General features: G+C 59.5%; 11 protein-coding genes. 1 reads left to right on the top strand and 10 read right to left on the bottom strand.

Annotated features, from left to right (window positions below):
* Positions 1-18: 18 nt before the first annotated feature.
* Positions 19-747 (top strand): amino acid ABC transporter ATP-binding protein, encoded by a 729-nt coding sequence (locus QZ377_RS03850; protein ID WP_291439758.1) that lies wholly within the window; start codon positions 19-21, stop codon positions 745-747.
* A gap of 193 nt (positions 748-940) precedes the next feature.
* Here the strand turns inward: QZ377_RS03850 and QZ377_RS03845 are convergent, their stop codons facing one another.
* The 10 genes from QZ377_RS03845 to fliF form a co-directional block, all read right to left on the bottom strand.
* Positions 941-1,912, bottom strand: a complete 972-nt coding sequence (locus QZ377_RS03845; RefSeq protein WP_291439677.1) for a D-glycerate dehydrogenase — start codon at positions 1,910-1,912, stop codon at positions 941-943.
* Between the two features lie 726 nt (positions 1,913-2,638).
* The gene (locus tag QZ377_RS03840) at positions 2,639-5,254 is read right to left on the bottom strand and encodes a PEP/pyruvate-binding domain-containing protein (protein WP_291439675.1); all 2,616 of its coding nucleotides are present in this window, start codon (positions 5,252-5,254) and stop codon (positions 2,639-2,641) included.
* A 1-nt stretch (position 5,255) separates the two neighbouring features.
* The gene (locus QZ377_RS03835; protein WP_291439673.1) at positions 5,256-5,636 is read right to left on the bottom strand and encodes a response regulator; all 381 of its coding nucleotides are present in this window, start codon (positions 5,634-5,636) and stop codon (positions 5,256-5,258) included.
* A gap of 157 nt (positions 5,637-5,793) precedes the next feature.
* Positions 5,794-7,497, bottom strand: coding sequence for a sensor histidine kinase (locus QZ377_RS03830; RefSeq protein ID WP_291439671.1), 1,704 nt, complete (start codon positions 7,495-7,497; stop codon positions 5,794-5,796).
* Positions 7,498-7,499: 2 nt separating this feature from the next.
* Positions 7,500-10,109, bottom strand: coding sequence for a PEP/pyruvate-binding domain-containing protein (locus QZ377_RS03825; RefSeq protein ID WP_291439669.1), 2,610 nt, complete (start codon positions 10,107-10,109; stop codon positions 7,500-7,502).
* A gap of 340 nt (positions 10,110-10,449) precedes the next feature.
* Positions 10,450-11,964 (bottom strand): FliI/YscN family ATPase, encoded by a 1,515-nt coding sequence (locus QZ377_RS03820; protein ID WP_291439667.1) that lies wholly within the window; start codon positions 11,962-11,964, stop codon positions 10,450-10,452.
* 15 nt (positions 11,965-11,979) lie between these two features.
* The gene (locus QZ377_RS03815; RefSeq protein ID WP_291439665.1) at positions 11,980-13,965 is read right to left on the bottom strand and encodes a FliH/SctL family protein; all 1,986 of its coding nucleotides are present in this window, start codon (positions 13,963-13,965) and stop codon (positions 11,980-11,982) included.
* A gap of 107 nt (positions 13,966-14,072) precedes the next feature.
* Entirely contained in the window at positions 14,073-15,068 is a 996-nt protein-coding gene (fliG, locus tag QZ377_RS03810; RefSeq protein ID WP_012625196.1) for a flagellar motor switch protein FliG, read from the bottom strand.
* Positions 15,069-15,110: 42 nt separating this feature from the next.
* A complete protein-coding gene (locus QZ377_RS03805; RefSeq protein ID WP_291439662.1) occupies positions 15,111-15,329 on the bottom strand; it encodes a flagellar M-ring protein FliF in 219 nt (72 codons plus the stop codon).
* Entirely contained in the window at positions 15,310-16,953 is a 1,644-nt protein-coding gene (fliF, locus tag QZ377_RS03800; protein WP_291439660.1) for a flagellar basal-body MS-ring/collar protein FliF, read from the bottom strand. The genes QZ377_RS03805 and fliF overlap by 20 nt, the downstream gene beginning before the upstream one ends.
* Positions 16,954-17,176: the final 223 nt, after the last annotated feature.

The following is a 17,176-nucleotide window of genomic DNA, read 5'->3' as shown; positions in this document are numbered from 1 at the left end:
ATACCCACCGAAGAAGCAATGATCGTCCTGAACAACGTATCCAAGTGGTACGGCGATTTTAACGTGTTGCGCGACTGCACAACCAGCATCCACAAAGGCGAGGTGGTGGTGGTGTGCGGGCCTTCCGGCTCGGGCAAGTCCACGCTGATCAAGACCGTCAACGGTCTTGAACCTGTGCAGGGCGGACAGATATTCGTCAACGGAATCGAGGTCACCAGCAAGCGCACAAACCTTGCGGCCCTGCGTAGCCGTGTCGGCATGGTCTTTCAACATTTTGAGCTTTTTCCGCACCTGAATATCATTCACAACCTGATTCTGGCCCAGGAAAAAGTACTCAAAAGAAATCATGAAGAAGCCAGAGAAAAGGCCCTTACCCTTCTGAGCCGCGTTGGCCTTGACCAGCACACGGAAAAGTACCCCGCGCAGCTTTCCGGCGGGCAGCAGCAACGCGTGGCCATAGCGCGCGCCCTGTGCATGGACCCCGTGGCCATGCTTTTTGACGAGCCGACTTCGGCTCTTGACCCTGAAATGATTAACGAAGTGCTGGATGTTATGGTTGAGCTTGCCTATGAAGGCATGACCATGATGGTGGTAACGCACGAAATGGGCTTTGCCCGCAAGGTTGCCCACAGGGTGCTCTTTATGGAAGAAGGGCTTATTCTTGAAGACACGCCCAAAGAGCAGTTTTTTGACAGCCCGCAAACCCAGCGCGCCAAAGACTTTCTTGCCAGCATTATCTCGCATTAGGGTACGTTTGCCGCACTACTGCCCCGGCGGCGGCGCGAGTATATGTTCCGCAGTTTGTCCGCGTGCTCAAATGCCGCAACAAGCGCTGTAAGAACATTGAGGATGTACCCCTCGTAAAAACAATGTGCTCTCGCCCTACGGTGCGAGACTGCAATAGCGAAAAGGCCGCCCCTGTGTGGGCGGCCTTTTTCATTCATGCCTTGCGGGCGTGCGGGTTCAGGCAGTCTTGCGGTAACCTGCCGTCCAGCGTATCAAAAATCTTGCGCGCGCAAGCTTCTCCCATATCTATCAGGGAGTCCGGCGTGGCTACGCCACGATGCGGCGTCATCAGCACGTTGGGCAGTTGGCGCAGCCCCGGGTGCGCATGCGGCTCACGCTCAAAAACATCCAACCCCGCACCACCAAGACGGCCTCCTTCAAGGGCTTCCACCAAGGCTTCTTCATCCACCACCGCTCCGCGTGCAGTATTGACAAGCACAGCATGCGGCTGCATCAGCGCCAAATCCGCAGCGCCAATATAATGCCGTGTTTCGGGCGTCAGCGGGATGTGCAGACTCACGAAATCCGATGATGCCAGCAGCTCTTTCTTGTCCAGGTAGCGCGCTCCCGTGGCGGCCTCAAATGTTTCATTTCTGTGGCGGCCGGTATAGGCAAGGCGCATGCCAAACCCTTGTGCGCGCCTCGCCACTGCCAGGGCTATGCGCCCGCTGCCTGCCAGCCCAAGCGCTTTGCCGCTCACACGCAGCCCCATATGCATGGCTACTCCCCAGGGGGCCACATCGTTGCGCACGGTAAGGTCGCAGTCACGCAATTTGCGGGCTACCCCCAACATGAGTGCCATGGCCAGATCCGCCGTATCCGCGGTGACGGCATCGGGATTGTGTGTCACCCAAATGCCGCGCCGGGTGGCTTCTTCCACGGGGATATGGTCATACCCCACGCCGTAGCTGCAAATAACCTTGCAGGAAGGAGCCAGGGCGTCCAGGGCGTCAGGCCCAAGACGTACCCCGGTGGCAATAATAGCATCCGCCCCGCGCAGGGCCTCCACAAGATCTTCGCCGCGAAGGCCATTTTCCGGCCCCACGTCCACATGGCAGCGTGAGCGCAGCAGTGTGAGGGCTTCAGGCAAAAGAGCACGGGTCACGTATACACGGGCTTTGATCATGAGTACTCCCGTAAAATTAACGCATTACAACTTTGTAAGTATGTATTCTCAAAGTTCGTAACGCATCTGTTTCAATATGTTTCTGCGCAGACAACCTGCGTTTGCGCCTTTATGGCAGCCACCTGCCCGCGCAGCCTTTGGTGCAATCCCAACGCGAAACCGCTTCATGGATGGATCGTCCAATGGTTGCCTGACGGGCTTGCAACAAGACTTTTTCGGATGTGCACGCTGCCGTAGTCCACCGTGATGTCATAAAAAATGGCCGGAAAGCTGGCAGAAACGGCAACGGAAAACCGCTCCCAAAGGCGTAAGCTGTTTTAGCCCAGCAGGCAAGACGTCATGGCATTCTCGCGCCGACAGGCGCAGGGGCAATACGCAGATCAAAAAAGCCGTTGAAACAAAAGCCAGTTTACGGGGGTAGAGAACGGACCAGGCGGAAAGAGAGGCAGCCTGTCGGGAACACATAAAGCTGCTCCCTGCGGCATTCACCAGCGCAAAAACACCGTATGGCTGCCAGCAGCGACAAACTTTCGGGGACAGGTTTTCAGGTACAGATTTTCGGGCGCAGGTCTTCGGATATACAGGCATTGGACCAGGACTGAAGCCGCAACGCTTTCGCATGGGGTGCTGTCTGGCCCACGCAACCTTCAGGCAATCTCAAGGCAGAATCAACCTGTTGCATGCCCCCCTGCTGCCACGGCAGCGGATATTTTTTGCCGGGCGCAACTAAAAGGAGCAGCCTTTGAGCGGTCTGTCTTTCATGCCGTCCATATCTGCGGCCATCTTGCTTTTGAGAGCCTTGGCCCGCTCCGTGTCCAGCATGATCATGTCTACCTGACGGGTATGGATAAGCAGATAGCCAAGCAGGCGGGTACGCATCAGGGTTTCTGTAGCGTCGTAGCCTTCGGCCACGGCAAAAACAGAGTCGTCCTTCACGTCCGCCCTGAAGCCATGATGCTCCAGAAGGTCCGCCACCATGCGGGCGCGCAACTGCCGCCGCTTGCGGTCAGCAGCCCCCCCCTTGAACTGAAAGCTCACGAAGTTTTCGTGGCTTTCTTCGCCTGCCAGAGATTCCACCGTACAGAAGTGATACCCGTAGCGAGCCTGCAATATCATATAGTTATCTGAGATAATAAAAAAATTCTTGTTTGCCATACTATTGGGCGCAGTGCTTTCAAGCTCCGGATTCATAGCGCTTTCAAGCATGACCGTCATGAAGCCCGAAGCGCTGGCCGCCGGAGGCCCTGCCCACGGCACTGCCACCATGCCGTCCCAAAGGGCAAGCATGGGCGCGCTGGCAATAATATCCAGATCCACCACCGGCCCGGGTACACGGCGTTTGAAGCCGCCGCCCATGTCCACAATCCAGTATTGCAGCTTGGCCCCGGCGCGCAGTTGCTTGCCCATGCGCCTGTTGACTCCCGCCTCTTCCTCTTCAAACATGAGGCGGACGGACTTTTCATGGCAGAACCGGGTGATGTCGTGCAGGGTACGGCAGTGGGCCGGGGCAAATTCCGGCGCATCCGGGTGCAGCAAATTAAGAGGAACCATAAGCTGGCTCAGGGCCTGAAGGCGCTGGTGTACCGGACTGCCGGCCATCAGGTTGGGCGGTTCCGCCTCGCTGGAGACAAGCTGCGGTTGCCGCCCGGCGAAGACGGCGCAACGGGCCGCATCCAGCGTGACTTCTCCGGCATTGTCGAGCAGCAGACGGGCATCGGGCAGGCTGAAAAGCGCGGGCAAGCGGTATTCGCGGGCCACCGAGGCCAGATGCCCGGCCATGCCCCCGGCTTCGCTCACAAGGCCCGAAGCCCGCGAAAGCAGCGGCGCCCAACGGGGCAAGGCACGTTCCACTACCAGGATGCCCCCCTTGGGAAACGAGAGCATGTCCGCTTCTTTGCGGGCCACAAAGACAGGCCCCATGCCCACGCCGGGGCTTACGGCCACGCCCCCCGCCGCAAGCACTTGCAGGCCGGAGGGCAGATCATCCAGAGCAAAGGCCTCGCCGCCCTGCTCCCCGGTGTGCTGCGGCTCCGCAGGGCTCTGCTCCGTGGCGGAATCGGCCTCGTGCAGGGGGCGGCTGTGCAAAACGACAATGCGGCCGTCTTCCGCGTCAAGCGCCCACTCCACATCTTGCGGCTCGGTATAGTAACTCTCCAGCGCAAGGGCCACCGTGGCAAGCTCCGCAGCCTGGTTGTCGGTAAGGCTTGGGGATGTACCCTCGGACCCGGCCAGGCGTTTACGGATAAGTTTGGGGGGAATTTCCCGGCTGAAAACATACACGTCAGGCGTTACCGCCCCGTCCACCACAGCCTGAGGCAGACCGGACACAGCATTGAGCAGTATCTGCTCACGGCCGCGGCTGGCAGCCACGGGATCACGGCTGTACGCCACGCCACCCGCAGCGGCGGGGACCATTGCCAGAACCCCCACGCACATGGGTGCGGCATCATCGGGAATACCGTGATGGTAGCGGTAACTCATGGCCGTGACCGCATATTTGCTGGCAATGATCTCTTTCCATACTTCGCAGGCTTCTTCAGGCGGCACGTTGAGTTCCGACCTGTACTGGCCCGCAAAGGTAACGCCAAGGGAATCTTCGCCCACAGCGCTGCTGCGCAGGGCCAGCTTGAGACCGGGACCAGCCTTGGCGCGCATGATATCCACGGCTTCAGTAATGGCGCTTTCAAGTTCGGGGGGTAACGGAGCCGTGAGCACGGCCTTTTGCAGGGCAGCGGCCAGACTGAAAACCTGATCAAGGCTCTGCATGTCTGTAGCCTGAATAAGCCGGTTCAGCTCGCTCTGAAGACCGTTATATTCCATAAAACGATAGTAGGCGCTGACCGTCACGGCAAAGCCGTCAGGTACGGAAAGACCGGCATTGGCGGCCACTTCGCCCAGATTTGCCATTTTGCCGCCCACAAGGGTGAGGTCGCTCAGGCTTATCTGGTCAAGATGCAGGATAAGGGGGCCGTCCTGATGGGGAGGTTCTTCCAGCAGAGCCTCCATCTGGCCGCGGATGCGGCCAAAAGGCTCAAGCAACCCGGCATAGGCATTGCCGGAAAGAGCATTCAGCTCGCGCACCATCTGAAAAACAGCGGTAACGGCCCGGGTGCTGACGGCATGCACATAATCCATGCCGAAAGGTTTTGCACCGTTCAGGCGGTCTTCCACCTCGCTCATGGCTTCAAGGGCGCGCTTGTTGGCAGAAAGCAGACGACGGAAGCGCGCGCAACGCTCGCGCAGGCGCGCCTTCAGCTCTTCCTCTCGGGCAAGTTCCTCAGGGTCTGGCTCCCCGGGCTGATCCCGCCCTATCCAGTGCCGCAAATATTTGAGGAGCGCCATCTTATACCGCGGAGCGAACCGCTTCCTCCATCTTGATGATAAGCTCGCTGATGGCTACGGGCTTGAGCATGTAGTCATACGCGCCAAGGTCAAGCCCTTCCACTGCCACTCCCATACAGGCATGGCCCGTAAGCAGGATGACGGGCAGGCCGGGAGATTTCTGCTTCATATGCCGCAGGGTTTCAAGGCCGTCCATGCCGGGCATGCGCACGTCCATCACCACGATATTGAAAGGTTCACCGCCGGAAGCAAGGTTTTCTTCCACCATATCCAGCGCGGTCTGCCCATCGGGGGCAGTGACCACTTCCATGCCGCGCCGGGCCAGGCGTTTTTGCATAAGTTCAAGAAATTCCAGTTCATCGTCCACAAACAGTGCGCGCATGGGGCCTCCTCGGTTTCAGGCAATGTCTCGGCCAGGCCAAGCCAGGGCCGATACCGATGACGTGTCTCGTGCAGCAAGTGACGCCGGAACGTAGGCTTCGGGCAGGCCCGAGGCCGCCCCGGCCAGCATCAGATTCTTTCATTCGCCGGTGCATGCCTCAGGCAGCCATGCCGTCTTCCGGCGGAAGCTGCGGCGGTTCGGCGGGCAGGGTTATGCTGAAGGTGGTTCCTTCTCCCAACCGGCTCTGCACTTCAATGCGGCCGCCCAGCTTTTCAAGTATGGTATAACAGATAGCCAGCCCAAGCCCCGTACCCTCGCCCACTTTTTTGGTAGTAAAAAACGGATCGAAAATACGGGTTACAGTTTCCAGGTCCATACCGGGGCCGCTATCGGTAAACAGTATGCGAACACCCTTCTTCCAGGCAAGGGTGCGGATGGTCAGAGAACCGTTTTTACCGATGGCGTCAATGGCATTGTCGATAATATTGATAAAAATCTGCTCAAGCTGTGCGGGATCTGACAAAATAACCGGAACCTGCGGATCATACTCTCTGATGATGTCAATATTGCGGTTGGTGGCTTCTGTTTTAAGCATTTCAGCAGCCTGATCCGTCAGGGAATTGATCAGTATTTCCGTACGGCCGGGGTTCATACGGCGGCCAAAACCGAGCATACGCTGGGTTATGCCTTTGGCGCGCTTGACATGCTGGTCAATTTTTTCTGTACTTTCCAGTATTTCTTGATAATTCTTCATGGTTTCGGGCTTTTCGTCGTCCAGCAGGTCACGTATCCAGCCCGCGTTTTCCTGAATGAGCATGAGGGGATTGTTAACCTCATGGGCCACCCCGGCGGCCATTTTGCCAAGGGCCGCCATTTTGCTGGACTGAAGCATACGGGCATCAATATGGGCCTGCTTCTGGTCAGATTCTTCAAGCGAAGCCACGAGTCGCCGGGTGCAGAGTTCAGCCCCCATGCAGATGAGTCCGCTGCCCAAAATCATGAAAAAAACAATCAATGCCTTGAGTTGCCGCAACGGTTGCAGGCTGTCGCGCACATCATCGAGCACCACAAGCGCCCACGGCATGGACTCCAGAGGTATCATGGCGGCCAGCATTTCCTGCCCTTTTGATGTGGTCAGGTGCTGTGTGAACACGTTTTTGCGGGTCATATCCGGCAGCGGCACACCGAACCTTGCCATGCTTTTGCCGTGATAGCGCGAATCTGTCTGCAGTTCGCCCCTGGCATTGACCAGAAAGGCATCACTGTGAGGGCCGGAATATACGCGGCGCAGCAATGCCCCCATGGCGTCCATATCAATGGTGGCCCGCACTATGTAGCTGCGCCCCCCTTCGTGTCGCAGTACCGCTATGATGAAATGCGGCTCGTTTCTGTACCCCATAAAAACATCGCTCACATACACGCCCTTGCGCAGCACCTCTCTGAACCAGGGAGTGTCGGAGTAATTGTTGTCGCTGAGGTCATATGGCCCCACATAGGAGACATGACGGCCATCCATGCCGATAACGCCCACATCCACAAAGGAGCGGCTGTTGTTCTGCATGATGCTGAAAATATCGCTCAGGCGCCCGGAATTGCTCAGGTCTGTATAAGGGTGGGTAAAGGCCAGATTTTTTATCTGGGCGATGCGCTCCACCATAAATGTATCCAGCGCGCGGTGTTTGCTGCTGGCTACAGCCTCAATGCCCGCGCTGATTTTTTCGTCATAGATGGCGCTCAGCCTGTCCAGGCAGAACAGCCCCAGAGCCACCAGCGGCGTAAGCGCCATAAGCAGCAGGGTGACGAGCAGGCGGCGATAGATGACCTTGTACCCGCGATGGGCCGCGGGAGCGACTGCGGACATGGCTATGATCCCTCCACGCCGGTTGCGGCCTGCGGCAATTTTTTGCCTCTGAACAGCAGGCGGCAGTGTTCGAGCATTTCCTCCCGCCGGGCAGCCACCTGGGCTGCATCCTGCATGATCATGTCCAGCTGGCGGGTATGGATGGTCATATACCCCGCCACTGCCAGCAAAAATTCGCCTTCTTCACGATCCATGCCCTTGAGGGTGGCGCTGACCGCATCATTGCGCACCATGGGGGCAAAGCCGAATTCCCACAGAATCTCAGCCACAAAACGCACACGCAGGATGCGCCGCTCAATATTGGCCGCGCCGCCCCGCAGGTGAAAGGTAAGATAGTTCTCAGGGGTGCGCTCGCCAAGGCGCGCCTCTACAGAGACGAAATGAAAGCCAAAGCGCGAATGCAGGCTGCAATAGTCGCGCGATATCATGAAGTAGTTTTTTTCAGAAAAGTAGGCGGTCTGCGCGGCCGGGTCCAGATTGGGGTTGGCCGGGGCTTCAAACAGCACAGAAGGAAAGCCCTTGCCGGCCACGGGCGGCGGCCCCTGCCAGGCGTAGGCGTTCATGCCGTGCCAGAGCGCGCGCATGGGAACCGAAGATATCTGTTCAATATCAATGACCGGCCCGGGGGGCGTAACGGCAAAGCCGTCACTGAGGTTCACCACCCAGAACTGTTTGAGCACCTTGTCGCGCAACTGCTTTACACGTTGCGGCGCGTATTTTTTCTCCGCCCCAAGGCTGAACATGGCGCTCACGGCCCTTTCATGGCAGTAGCGAGCAATATCGTGGTATGTCTGACAGTTGGATGCCCTGAATTCGGGGCTGTCAACATCCATCGTCAAAGGCAGTATGCGGGCCGATGCCTTTTGCAGGATGCGGTACACGGGGCTGCCGGGCATGTAATCCCGCCCTGGCGGCACGTTGGGCAGCAGGGATTCCAGCCTGTCAACATAGACCTGGCATATGTCCGAACACAGGGTAATCCGCTGCCCGCTTTTCAGTATTTCCGTGGCATTGTCCAGTCCGAAAATGGCCGGTTTGCCAAATTCGCGCGCCAGCGACGCCAGCCGTGAGCCGGGCAGGCCCTCTTCGGCAATAATACCCGCAGCGCGGTCCATCAAAGCGCCCCAGCGATAATTATCGTCAGGCACTACAAGGATGCCGCCCGCAGGAAAACGGCGGGCCTCTTCCCACCGCCGCGCCACGCAAACCTGCCCCGCCACCCGGCCGGGGCTGACCGTATAGCCGCCCGTAAGCCGCAGATTGCGACGCACATCAGCGGTTACCGGCGGCATGTCCACCGCATCCACAGGCAGGGGAATGGGCCGTGCCAGCAAAAGACGCAGATGCCCCTGCGGCGTACGTACCCACGAAAGAGAAACAGGCCAGCCGAAATCAGCCTCAAGATCAAGAGCCAGCGCGGCCACTTCTCTGGCGGTATCGGCTTCAAGCAGAGGACGCGCCGCTTCAGGAGGTCCTACAAGACTGATGACGTCATGCGGCGGCCGCCTGTCCACAGTGGCGTGGTCTGCGGGCAGAACAGAGTAATCCAGCTCCTGCGGCAAGCCGCGGCAGGCGTAAACGTGGGCATGGTCGCCGTGCGCTTTCACCGGGCTGCACGAATGGGCAAGCCCGCCCCAGGAGCCATCCTCCACAGCCATACAGGTAACGCACACACCGGCTCCGGCCTCGGTAAGGCCCCGGGCGCGCCGGTACACAAGAGCCTGGGCGCGCTGCTTGCGGGCCAGGGTCAGCTGAACCGCGTGGAGCACTTCCTCGTCCGTGGCTTCCAGCGGCACGGACGGCCCCCAGAGCACAAGGCCGGGGTCATCGCTGCCCTGGGCCTCTGGCGGCCACAAGCGCCCGCGCAGCACAAGCCGCATCCCCTCGGGACAGGACGCCCGCAACCGGGCAACTGCGGTCAAAATTTCCGCCGCCAGATCCTGGGGCATGGGGGTATCTTCCACCAACTGGCCGAGGCTGCGCGAAAGTTTGGCAAGATGTTTGGGGGCAAGGCCGCCGGCAGCCTGTATGCGCCGGTTGATCTCGCTCTGCAGGTCGCCGCTCTGGAAAAAGTGCTGGCAGCCCACGGCAGTAACCACAAAACCGTTGGGGATCAGGCCGGGCAGACGGCTGCGCACGTCCTCCAGCCGCAGGGTCACCGGGTCAACCAACGGAAAACGCCCATCGCCGCTGAGCGCCCCCATATCCGTTTCATCCGGTCCCAGCGGCAGCACAAGCGGCCCCAGAAGACAGGATTCCGGTTCGTAAACGTCATCCGCCACCATTTTTTGCAGTTCGGCAAACCTTGCGTACAGGGCTTCGCAGGGGGCAGGATCGAGCCGTTCAAGCTGCTTGATGCACTGAAACGCCTGCGTGGCCATGCTGGTGCACAGGGCGCGCACCCTGTAAAGCCCAAAGGGGTGGTCGCAGCACAGGGTGTACTCAAGGGCGGTCATGGTCTCCTGAAAGGTGTTCCATGCCGTGAGAAAAAGCTTGAAGGAATGGTGCCGCAGGGCAAAAAAGCGCTCGGCCTCGCTGTCTGAAGCCGAGGCTCCGGCTGCGGCCCGTCGGGCGGTCCGCGAAAAAAAGCCCAAAAGGCGTGAGAGTGGCATGACAGCTCCAGAACTCATGACAACGGCCCGGTTTTCTAAGACCTGGGACCTGTGCCGCCAGCGGTATTGCCGCCGGACCGTGAGCGCAAAAATATGTCGCGCCGGGCGGTTACGTCCACTGGCGCTATTGTTACACAGCGGTAACACAGGCAGCACGCCATACGCAACAGCGAAAAGGCCTGACAGGGCGCTCGGCAATATGAACCACAGCGTCAAGCTACCACAGCGCCCCCTTGCCTTCAAGCAGCATGTGACATAATTCTCAAATATAAAACAGAAAGCCCAGGAGTTTTGGGGCCGCCAGGAACTGCTCGATCGCGTCGCCGCACAGGCATCCGCACTAACCGCGCAACGGGGCCACCCCGCCCTGCCCCTGCGGCATGCCGGGCGCGGCCTGCGCTACAGGGGCTGTTGCGGCTTCAGCCAGTTGGGCAAGCGCGCGCAACTGCTGCATGCTTGGCTCCAGAAATTGCGGATCGCCCACGTCCTGCCGTAAAAAGGAGTTGATGGCGGGCATGCTTTCAATGGCGGCGTCAATTTCGGCATTGGTTCCCCTGGCGTAGGCCCCGATATTGACCATATCCTCCACCTTGCGAAAGGTACTCATATTGCGCGTGACCACCCGCCCGGCCAGAACATCCTGCCTGTCGCAGATATCTGACCGCAAACGACTGATGGAGCGCAGCACGTCAATGGCGGGAAAATGCCCCTGGTCCGCCAGATCGCGGGTAAGCACAATGTGGCCGTCCAGAATGGACCGCACGGCGTCGGCAATGGGCTCGTTAAAGTCATCGCCGTCCACCAGCACGGTATAAATACCCGTGATGGTTCCCTTGGCAGACCGCCCGGCCCGTTCCAGCAGTTTGGGCAACTGGGCGAAAACCGTGGGCGTATAGCCCTTGGTGGTCGGCGGCTCGCCCACAGCCAGCCCCACTTCGCGCGCAGCCATGGCAAAGCGGGTTACAGAGTCCATCATGAGCAGCACGTCCATGCCCTTGTCGCGAAAATATTCGGCAACGCCCGTGGCTGCATAGGCCGCGCGCATACGCACCAGGGGGGACTGGTCGGATGTGGCGATGACCAGAACCGAACGTGCCATGCCCTCCGGCCCGAGGTCCCGCTCCATAAATTCCACCACTTCACGGCCGCGTTCGCCAATGAGGGCGATAACGTTGACATCAGCGCGGGTATAACGCGCCATCATGCCCATAAGCGTGGATTTACCCACACCGGAACCGGCCATAATACCTACACGCTGTCCCTTGCCGAGCGTAAGCAGACTGTTGACCGAGCGTACGCCCACATCAAGGATATCCGTAATGCGCGGACGCTGTAGCGGGCTTGGCGGGTCGGCGTAGATGGGAACAAGCTCGGGATGCCACTGCTGCCGGGCCACGGCGGCCCATTCAGGCACATACGGTTCCTGTTCCTGCACCTGCCGGGCAAAGTCAGCCTTGGCAGTATCGCCCATAGGCAACGGCGAGGAATACAGCTCGGTGCTGATCGGCGGCCCTGCATCCAGCGGCGTGCCGAAAGCGTCAAAGGCGCGCCCAAGCAGTCCCGGCCCGGCCGGAAAAACCGGCGGCAGGCTGGTATTGCGGATGCGGCTGCCGGGGCGGATGCCGCGCATATCCCCGTAAGGCATGAACAGCAGATTGCCGTCACGAAAGCCGACCACCTCGGCGGCGATGCCCTCATCGCCGCCATCGGGCAGCATGTGGCACACGGCCCCCAAAGGAGCGCGCAGGCCGCTGCCTTCTGCCACAAGACCCACGACCTTGTTGACCTTGCCGTACAGGCGCACGGGATTGCTTGTTTGCAGTAATTTGATACAGGCTTGCGGATCCAGCTTCATAACACAACCATGCTGTCAGCGGCCTTTGCCCGCGCCGGACAGAAAACCGCCCTGGGAAAAAACATCGTGATCGGCCGAATCTGACTGCCCTGCCGGGCCTGCATGGCCTGACTGCCCGGAAAACTCACCGGCCGGTTCGTCATCAAGCGGAAAAAGTTCGTCTTCCAGCTCCGCCAGCGTGGGATTCGCCGGGTGCGCTCCAGGCTGTGCGGCAGGAGTAACCACGGCAGGAGTAACCACGGCAGGAGTAACCACGGCAGGAGTAACCACGGCAGGATCAGCAGTCTGCGGCGCAACGCCAGCAGATGGTGCGCCGTGATCGCCCATGCCGCTGGTTTTGTCCGGGGAGTCCTGCCCTGTAGGCATGCCTGGCGGCGCAGTGGAGGTCGTCCCAGGCGCTTCGTTCGCCGGAGTTTTCTCCGCAAAAGCGTCTGCCGCCGAAACCTGCGTAGCATCCCGCACATCCGCGTCGGACTGGCCAGAAGCCGGAGGCGCATCTTCAGGCCCGGAGGCTGGCATGGGAGTTGGCATGGGAGCCGCCATGTGAGGGTTTTCCAGTCCACCGGCAGCCGCTTCGCCCGCCCCCGGAGCATGAACGAAACCGCCCTGCTCCGTGGCTGACGCAGCAGGGAGCGCAGGTTCTGTGTCGGGTACGGTCGCATTCGCAGAAGCAGCGCCGCTTCCGGCGTTCAGCCTGTCGGCATCTTCCGGGGCAGCAGCGGCAGGGGCTACTTGTGCGCCGCCGTCTTCTACCATTGTGGCCTGATTATCCTGACCATGGGGTACGGCCTCTTCAAGGGCCGCATCCGGGGCTGGCTCTTCCGCTGCATGAAAATATTCAGGCTCCACGTTGGAATGATCAGCCGCCATGCTGCCGGGAATATCCGCGGAGCTGTCCACCGGCAAGCCCACATCCAGAGGATCGTCCGCTTCAGGCGATGAAGCCTCGTGTGCGCCCTCATACGAAATCTCAGGCCCCGCTTCCGCCGGGGCGGCCTGTGCCGCATGCGGGGGCATACCTGCCTGATCAGAAGTTGCGGAGGGATATCCCGGTGCTGGAGCCATAGCGGCTATGCGCTCGGCTTCTTGCTGCACCATCCGGCTGACGGCCTCTCCGTCGCTTTCTTCTTTCTGGTCAGGCCCGAGAGTCAGATGGGATAAAATACCGTTGACCAGCTCCGCGTAATGCTCCCTGCGACAGTCCACGCTGCCGCTGGCACTTTCAGCCACCAGGCCACCACGCTCAACAGATTCATCGCCGTTGACGACCCACTGCTGTAACTCGGGTACGCGTTCGCGGGCAGCCATGAACATGTCGCCCACGGTGCCTTCGTCATCGGGATGTACACGCACAGTGATGGAGGCGCGGTCTTCCAGAAGATTGAGCGCCTCAAAGACCAAGGCCTGCAAGATACGCTTATGTTCTTCTTCCAGCACCCAGCCCGTACCCGCCGTAACGGCTTCCTGCGTCAGCAGGGCAAGTTCTTCACGCCAGGCATCGCATATGTTGCGGCGTTGTGCGTCCAAAGCATAAAGCACACTGCCGAGCGCCTGTCCCATTTCGGCGCGAAACTCTTTAAGCTCCTGCCCGGCCTGGTCCATACCGGCCTGAAATCCCTCGCCGTGGGCCGCATCACGCACGGCCTGCGCCTGTTCCCGCAGGGCTTGCGCCTTGCCCAGCTCGGCTCCCGCCTGATTTTTTTCTTCCTGCGCCTGGGCCTTGAGCGTTTCGCTGTCGCCAATGAGCCGCTGCTTCAGGTCCTGAGCCTCGGCGCGTGCCTCATCAAGTACCCTCTGGCGTTCGGCGTAGGCAGCCCCCAATATTTCGCGCGCCCGCTCCTCGGCCTTGGCCCGCACCCGCGCGAAATAGTCTTCCTGTTCCTGCTGTTGCGCGCGCTCACGGCGCAGGGGTTCCTGCATGGCGTCAAGCTGCTCCACGGTGGCTTCGCGCTCACCCATGAAGACAGTACCCCATTTTTTGCGCAACTGATCTGACGCCATGATGTTTTCCGGGTTAGAATTTTTCAGTGCCGGTCCCCAGCGGCCGCCAGGCCAGCCGGCACAGCAAGGCTGTTACGCCCCGGATACAGGGGCGTCTGCCGCGGACACTATACAAAGACCTCGCCAGCGCCCCTGCTGATGACAAGCTTGTTTTCCGCCTCAAGGCGACGCACAACCTTTACGATATTCTGCTGCGCGGCCTCTACGTCTGAAAGCTTGGTCGGCCCCATATATTCCAGTTCTTCGCGAATCATGTTGCCCGCGCGTTCGGACATATTCTTGAAGAACTTTTCCTTGAGGTCGTCGCTGGAGCCGCGCAGGGCCAGGGTAAGGTCTTCGTTGGAAATTTCCTTGAGCATCTCGCGCACGCCACGGTCGTCAATATTTTTGCAGTCTTCAAAGACGAACATGAGGTTGCGGATATCTTCGGCCATCTGGGCGGAATCTTCTTCGATTTCAGACAGCACTTCTTCTTCGGTGGCGCGGTCCACGGCATTGAGGATTTCCGCCACAGACTGTACGCCGCCCACCTTTTTGCCTTCCTTGCCGCCCATGGCGATAAGCTGGCTTGTAAGCACCTTGTCCACTTCCATAAGCATGTCTTCCGGCACGGCCTCAAGCCGGGCCAGACGCATGAGCACCTCGGCGCGCACTCCGGCGGGCAGGCTTGTCAATAAATTGGCGGCCTGATCAGGGTGCAGATGCCCAAGAATGAGCGCCAGAGTCTGCGGGTGCTCGTTGCGCAAAATCTGTGAAAGAAGCCGGGGGCTCACCTGCTCAAGCTCACGGAACGGCGCGGGGCCGGTCTCAAGGCTGAGCGAGTCCATAATGTACTTTGCGGTTTCGGGATCGAGGTTCTTGACCAGCAGGCGCTTGAGCGTATCGCTGCCGCCCGCGATCATATCCACCCCCTCCACCAGAGACTCGTGAAACTCGCGCAACACGTCTTCCACAATTTCACGCGGCACGGGTTCCAAGTCCACAATGGCTTTGGAGATCTCGGCTATTTCCTGCCTGTCCATGCGCTTGAACACGTCGGCCGTGAATTTGTCGCCCATGGCGAGCAGCAGCACGGCGATGCGCTGTTTGCCGGTCAACTCCATCCTTATGCTCCTTCACCCCGCCCCCGAGGGCGCAGAGAGGTTTTAGTCCTTGTCTGAAAGCCAGCGCTTGATAAGCCGCACGGCCTGATCCATATGCTGCTCGGTAATACGGAACAGCCGCAACTTCAATTCTTCCACCCGCTGATTGGTTTCTCTCTGCGCCAGGCGCAGTGCCTTGAGCCGTGACAGGGCCGGTGTGGAACCGCCGCCCTGCCCTGACGAAAGGCCCATCCGCGGGGGGCTAGGCTTTAACTGCTTCATCGTTCTTCATCCAACCGCGCACCAGGGTGACCACCTGTTCCATATGGTTGTCGGACAGGGTGAAGATGTGCGCTTTCAGGGCTTCAATGTCCTTGAACACCAGATCGTCCTCGTCGTCTTCCTGCGGCGCTTCGTCTTCTGTTCTGGCGGCTTCTTCCAGCGCCTCGTACAGAGCGAGCTGCTCTTCGGCGGCGGGCAGGCCTTCCAGGCCCTCAACCATTTCACCGGCCTCAACCTTGGGCCGGATAAGGGCCAGCACCACAGGGCGAACTATAAGCATCAGGAACAGGAAGGCCAGCAGGGCATTAAGCAGGGGCTTGCCCAGACGTTCGGCATAGTCCGCCAGCATGTCGGCAAAATTCGGGTCCCTGGGCGGCTCGGAGTCGGTAAAAGGCGCGGAACTGACTTCCAGCGCATCTCCCCGGCCCGCATCCAGCCCCACGGCATTATGAACAAGCTGACGCACCTGTTCGAGCTCTTCGCTTTTGCGCGGCATAAACGTCCACGCGCCATCGGTCTTTACATACGTGCCATCAATGAGGACTGCAACCGTCAGACGGCGCAATTCTCCCACGTTGGACACGATCTGCTGTTCTTCCTTGTTGATTTCGTAGTTGGTGGTGCGGGCTTCGCGGGTTCCGCTCTGGTCAGAAACAGAGCCGGTAATGCCATCGCCGCGAAAATTCACATCCGGCGAGCCGGCCTCAAGGTTGGCGCGGCCCTGCTGGCTTTCTTCGCTGCGGTACTCACTGCGCACAGCCGTTCTTTCGGGATCGAACAATTCGCGGCGTATGGTCTTCTGGCTGAAGTCCATATCAGCGTTGACCTTGGCAATGACGCGACCAGGGCCGAAAAGGGGCTGGAGCATTTCCTCGATGCGGCGTTCAAGATTGCGCTGCACGGTCTGGCGGTATTCCATCTGTGTGGTGGTAATGCCCGCCAGGCTGTCTTCTTCCGGCTGATAAAGCACCTTGCCGCTGGTGTCGGTAATGGAAACATGGCCCCTGTCCAGACCTTCCACGGACATGAGCATCATATTGAGGACGGCGTTGATTTCTTTCTGATCAACCTTGATGTTGGGGCGGATGAGCTTGAGCACCACCGAGGCCGAAGGCGACTGGCGTTCTTCAACAAAAAGGCTGCGGCGGGGGATGACCAGATGCACCCGTGCGCTTTCCACACTGGGAAATTCGCTGATCGTGCGGGCCAGTTCACCCTGAAGGGCGCGGGTATAGTTTATTTTCTGCACAAAGTCGGTCTGGCCGACCTTGACCTTGTCAAAAATTTCAAAACCGATGCCCTGCCCCACCAGACCGCCTTCGCCTGCGATCTTGATGCGCTGGTCGTACACCACTTCCTGCGGAACCATGATGGTGGCGCCGTTATCAGTAATGCGGTAGACCACCTTGTCGGCCTGCAGGGCCTTGACCACCACGCTGGCGTCTTCGGGGCCAAGGTTGGAATAAAGAACGCGGTATTCGGGGCGGCCCATCCAAATGGAAAGACCAATAATGCCGGCCAGCAGAGCCACGGCCCCGCCTGCGGCGGCCATGCGTTGCAGCTGGCTCATCTTTGCCCATACTGCTTTGAAAGAATTGATAAACTGTTGGATGAATGCAGGCATGGTCCGCTCCTGTGCGCTCCGGCGCCGGTTTTCCGGCACAAGGCCGGGCTTGCCTTGCCGTAGCAACATTCATGCCTAAACATATCATGCTGCAATAACACAATATATTTTATAAGGCATTTTGTAAGTACCTGAAATTCAAATTTATGACGCCTCAAAAAAATCTCCCCCCGCACGGCAAAGGCATGCAGGGGGAGACGGTTCAGGAGCCTGAAAAATACTG

The organism is Desulfovibrio sp., from assembly GCF_019424165.1.
Taxonomy (GTDB): domain Bacteria; phylum Desulfobacterota; class Desulfovibrionia; order Desulfovibrionales; family Desulfovibrionaceae; genus Desulfovibrio.
This window is presented reverse-complemented; position numbering and strand designations above follow the sequence as displayed.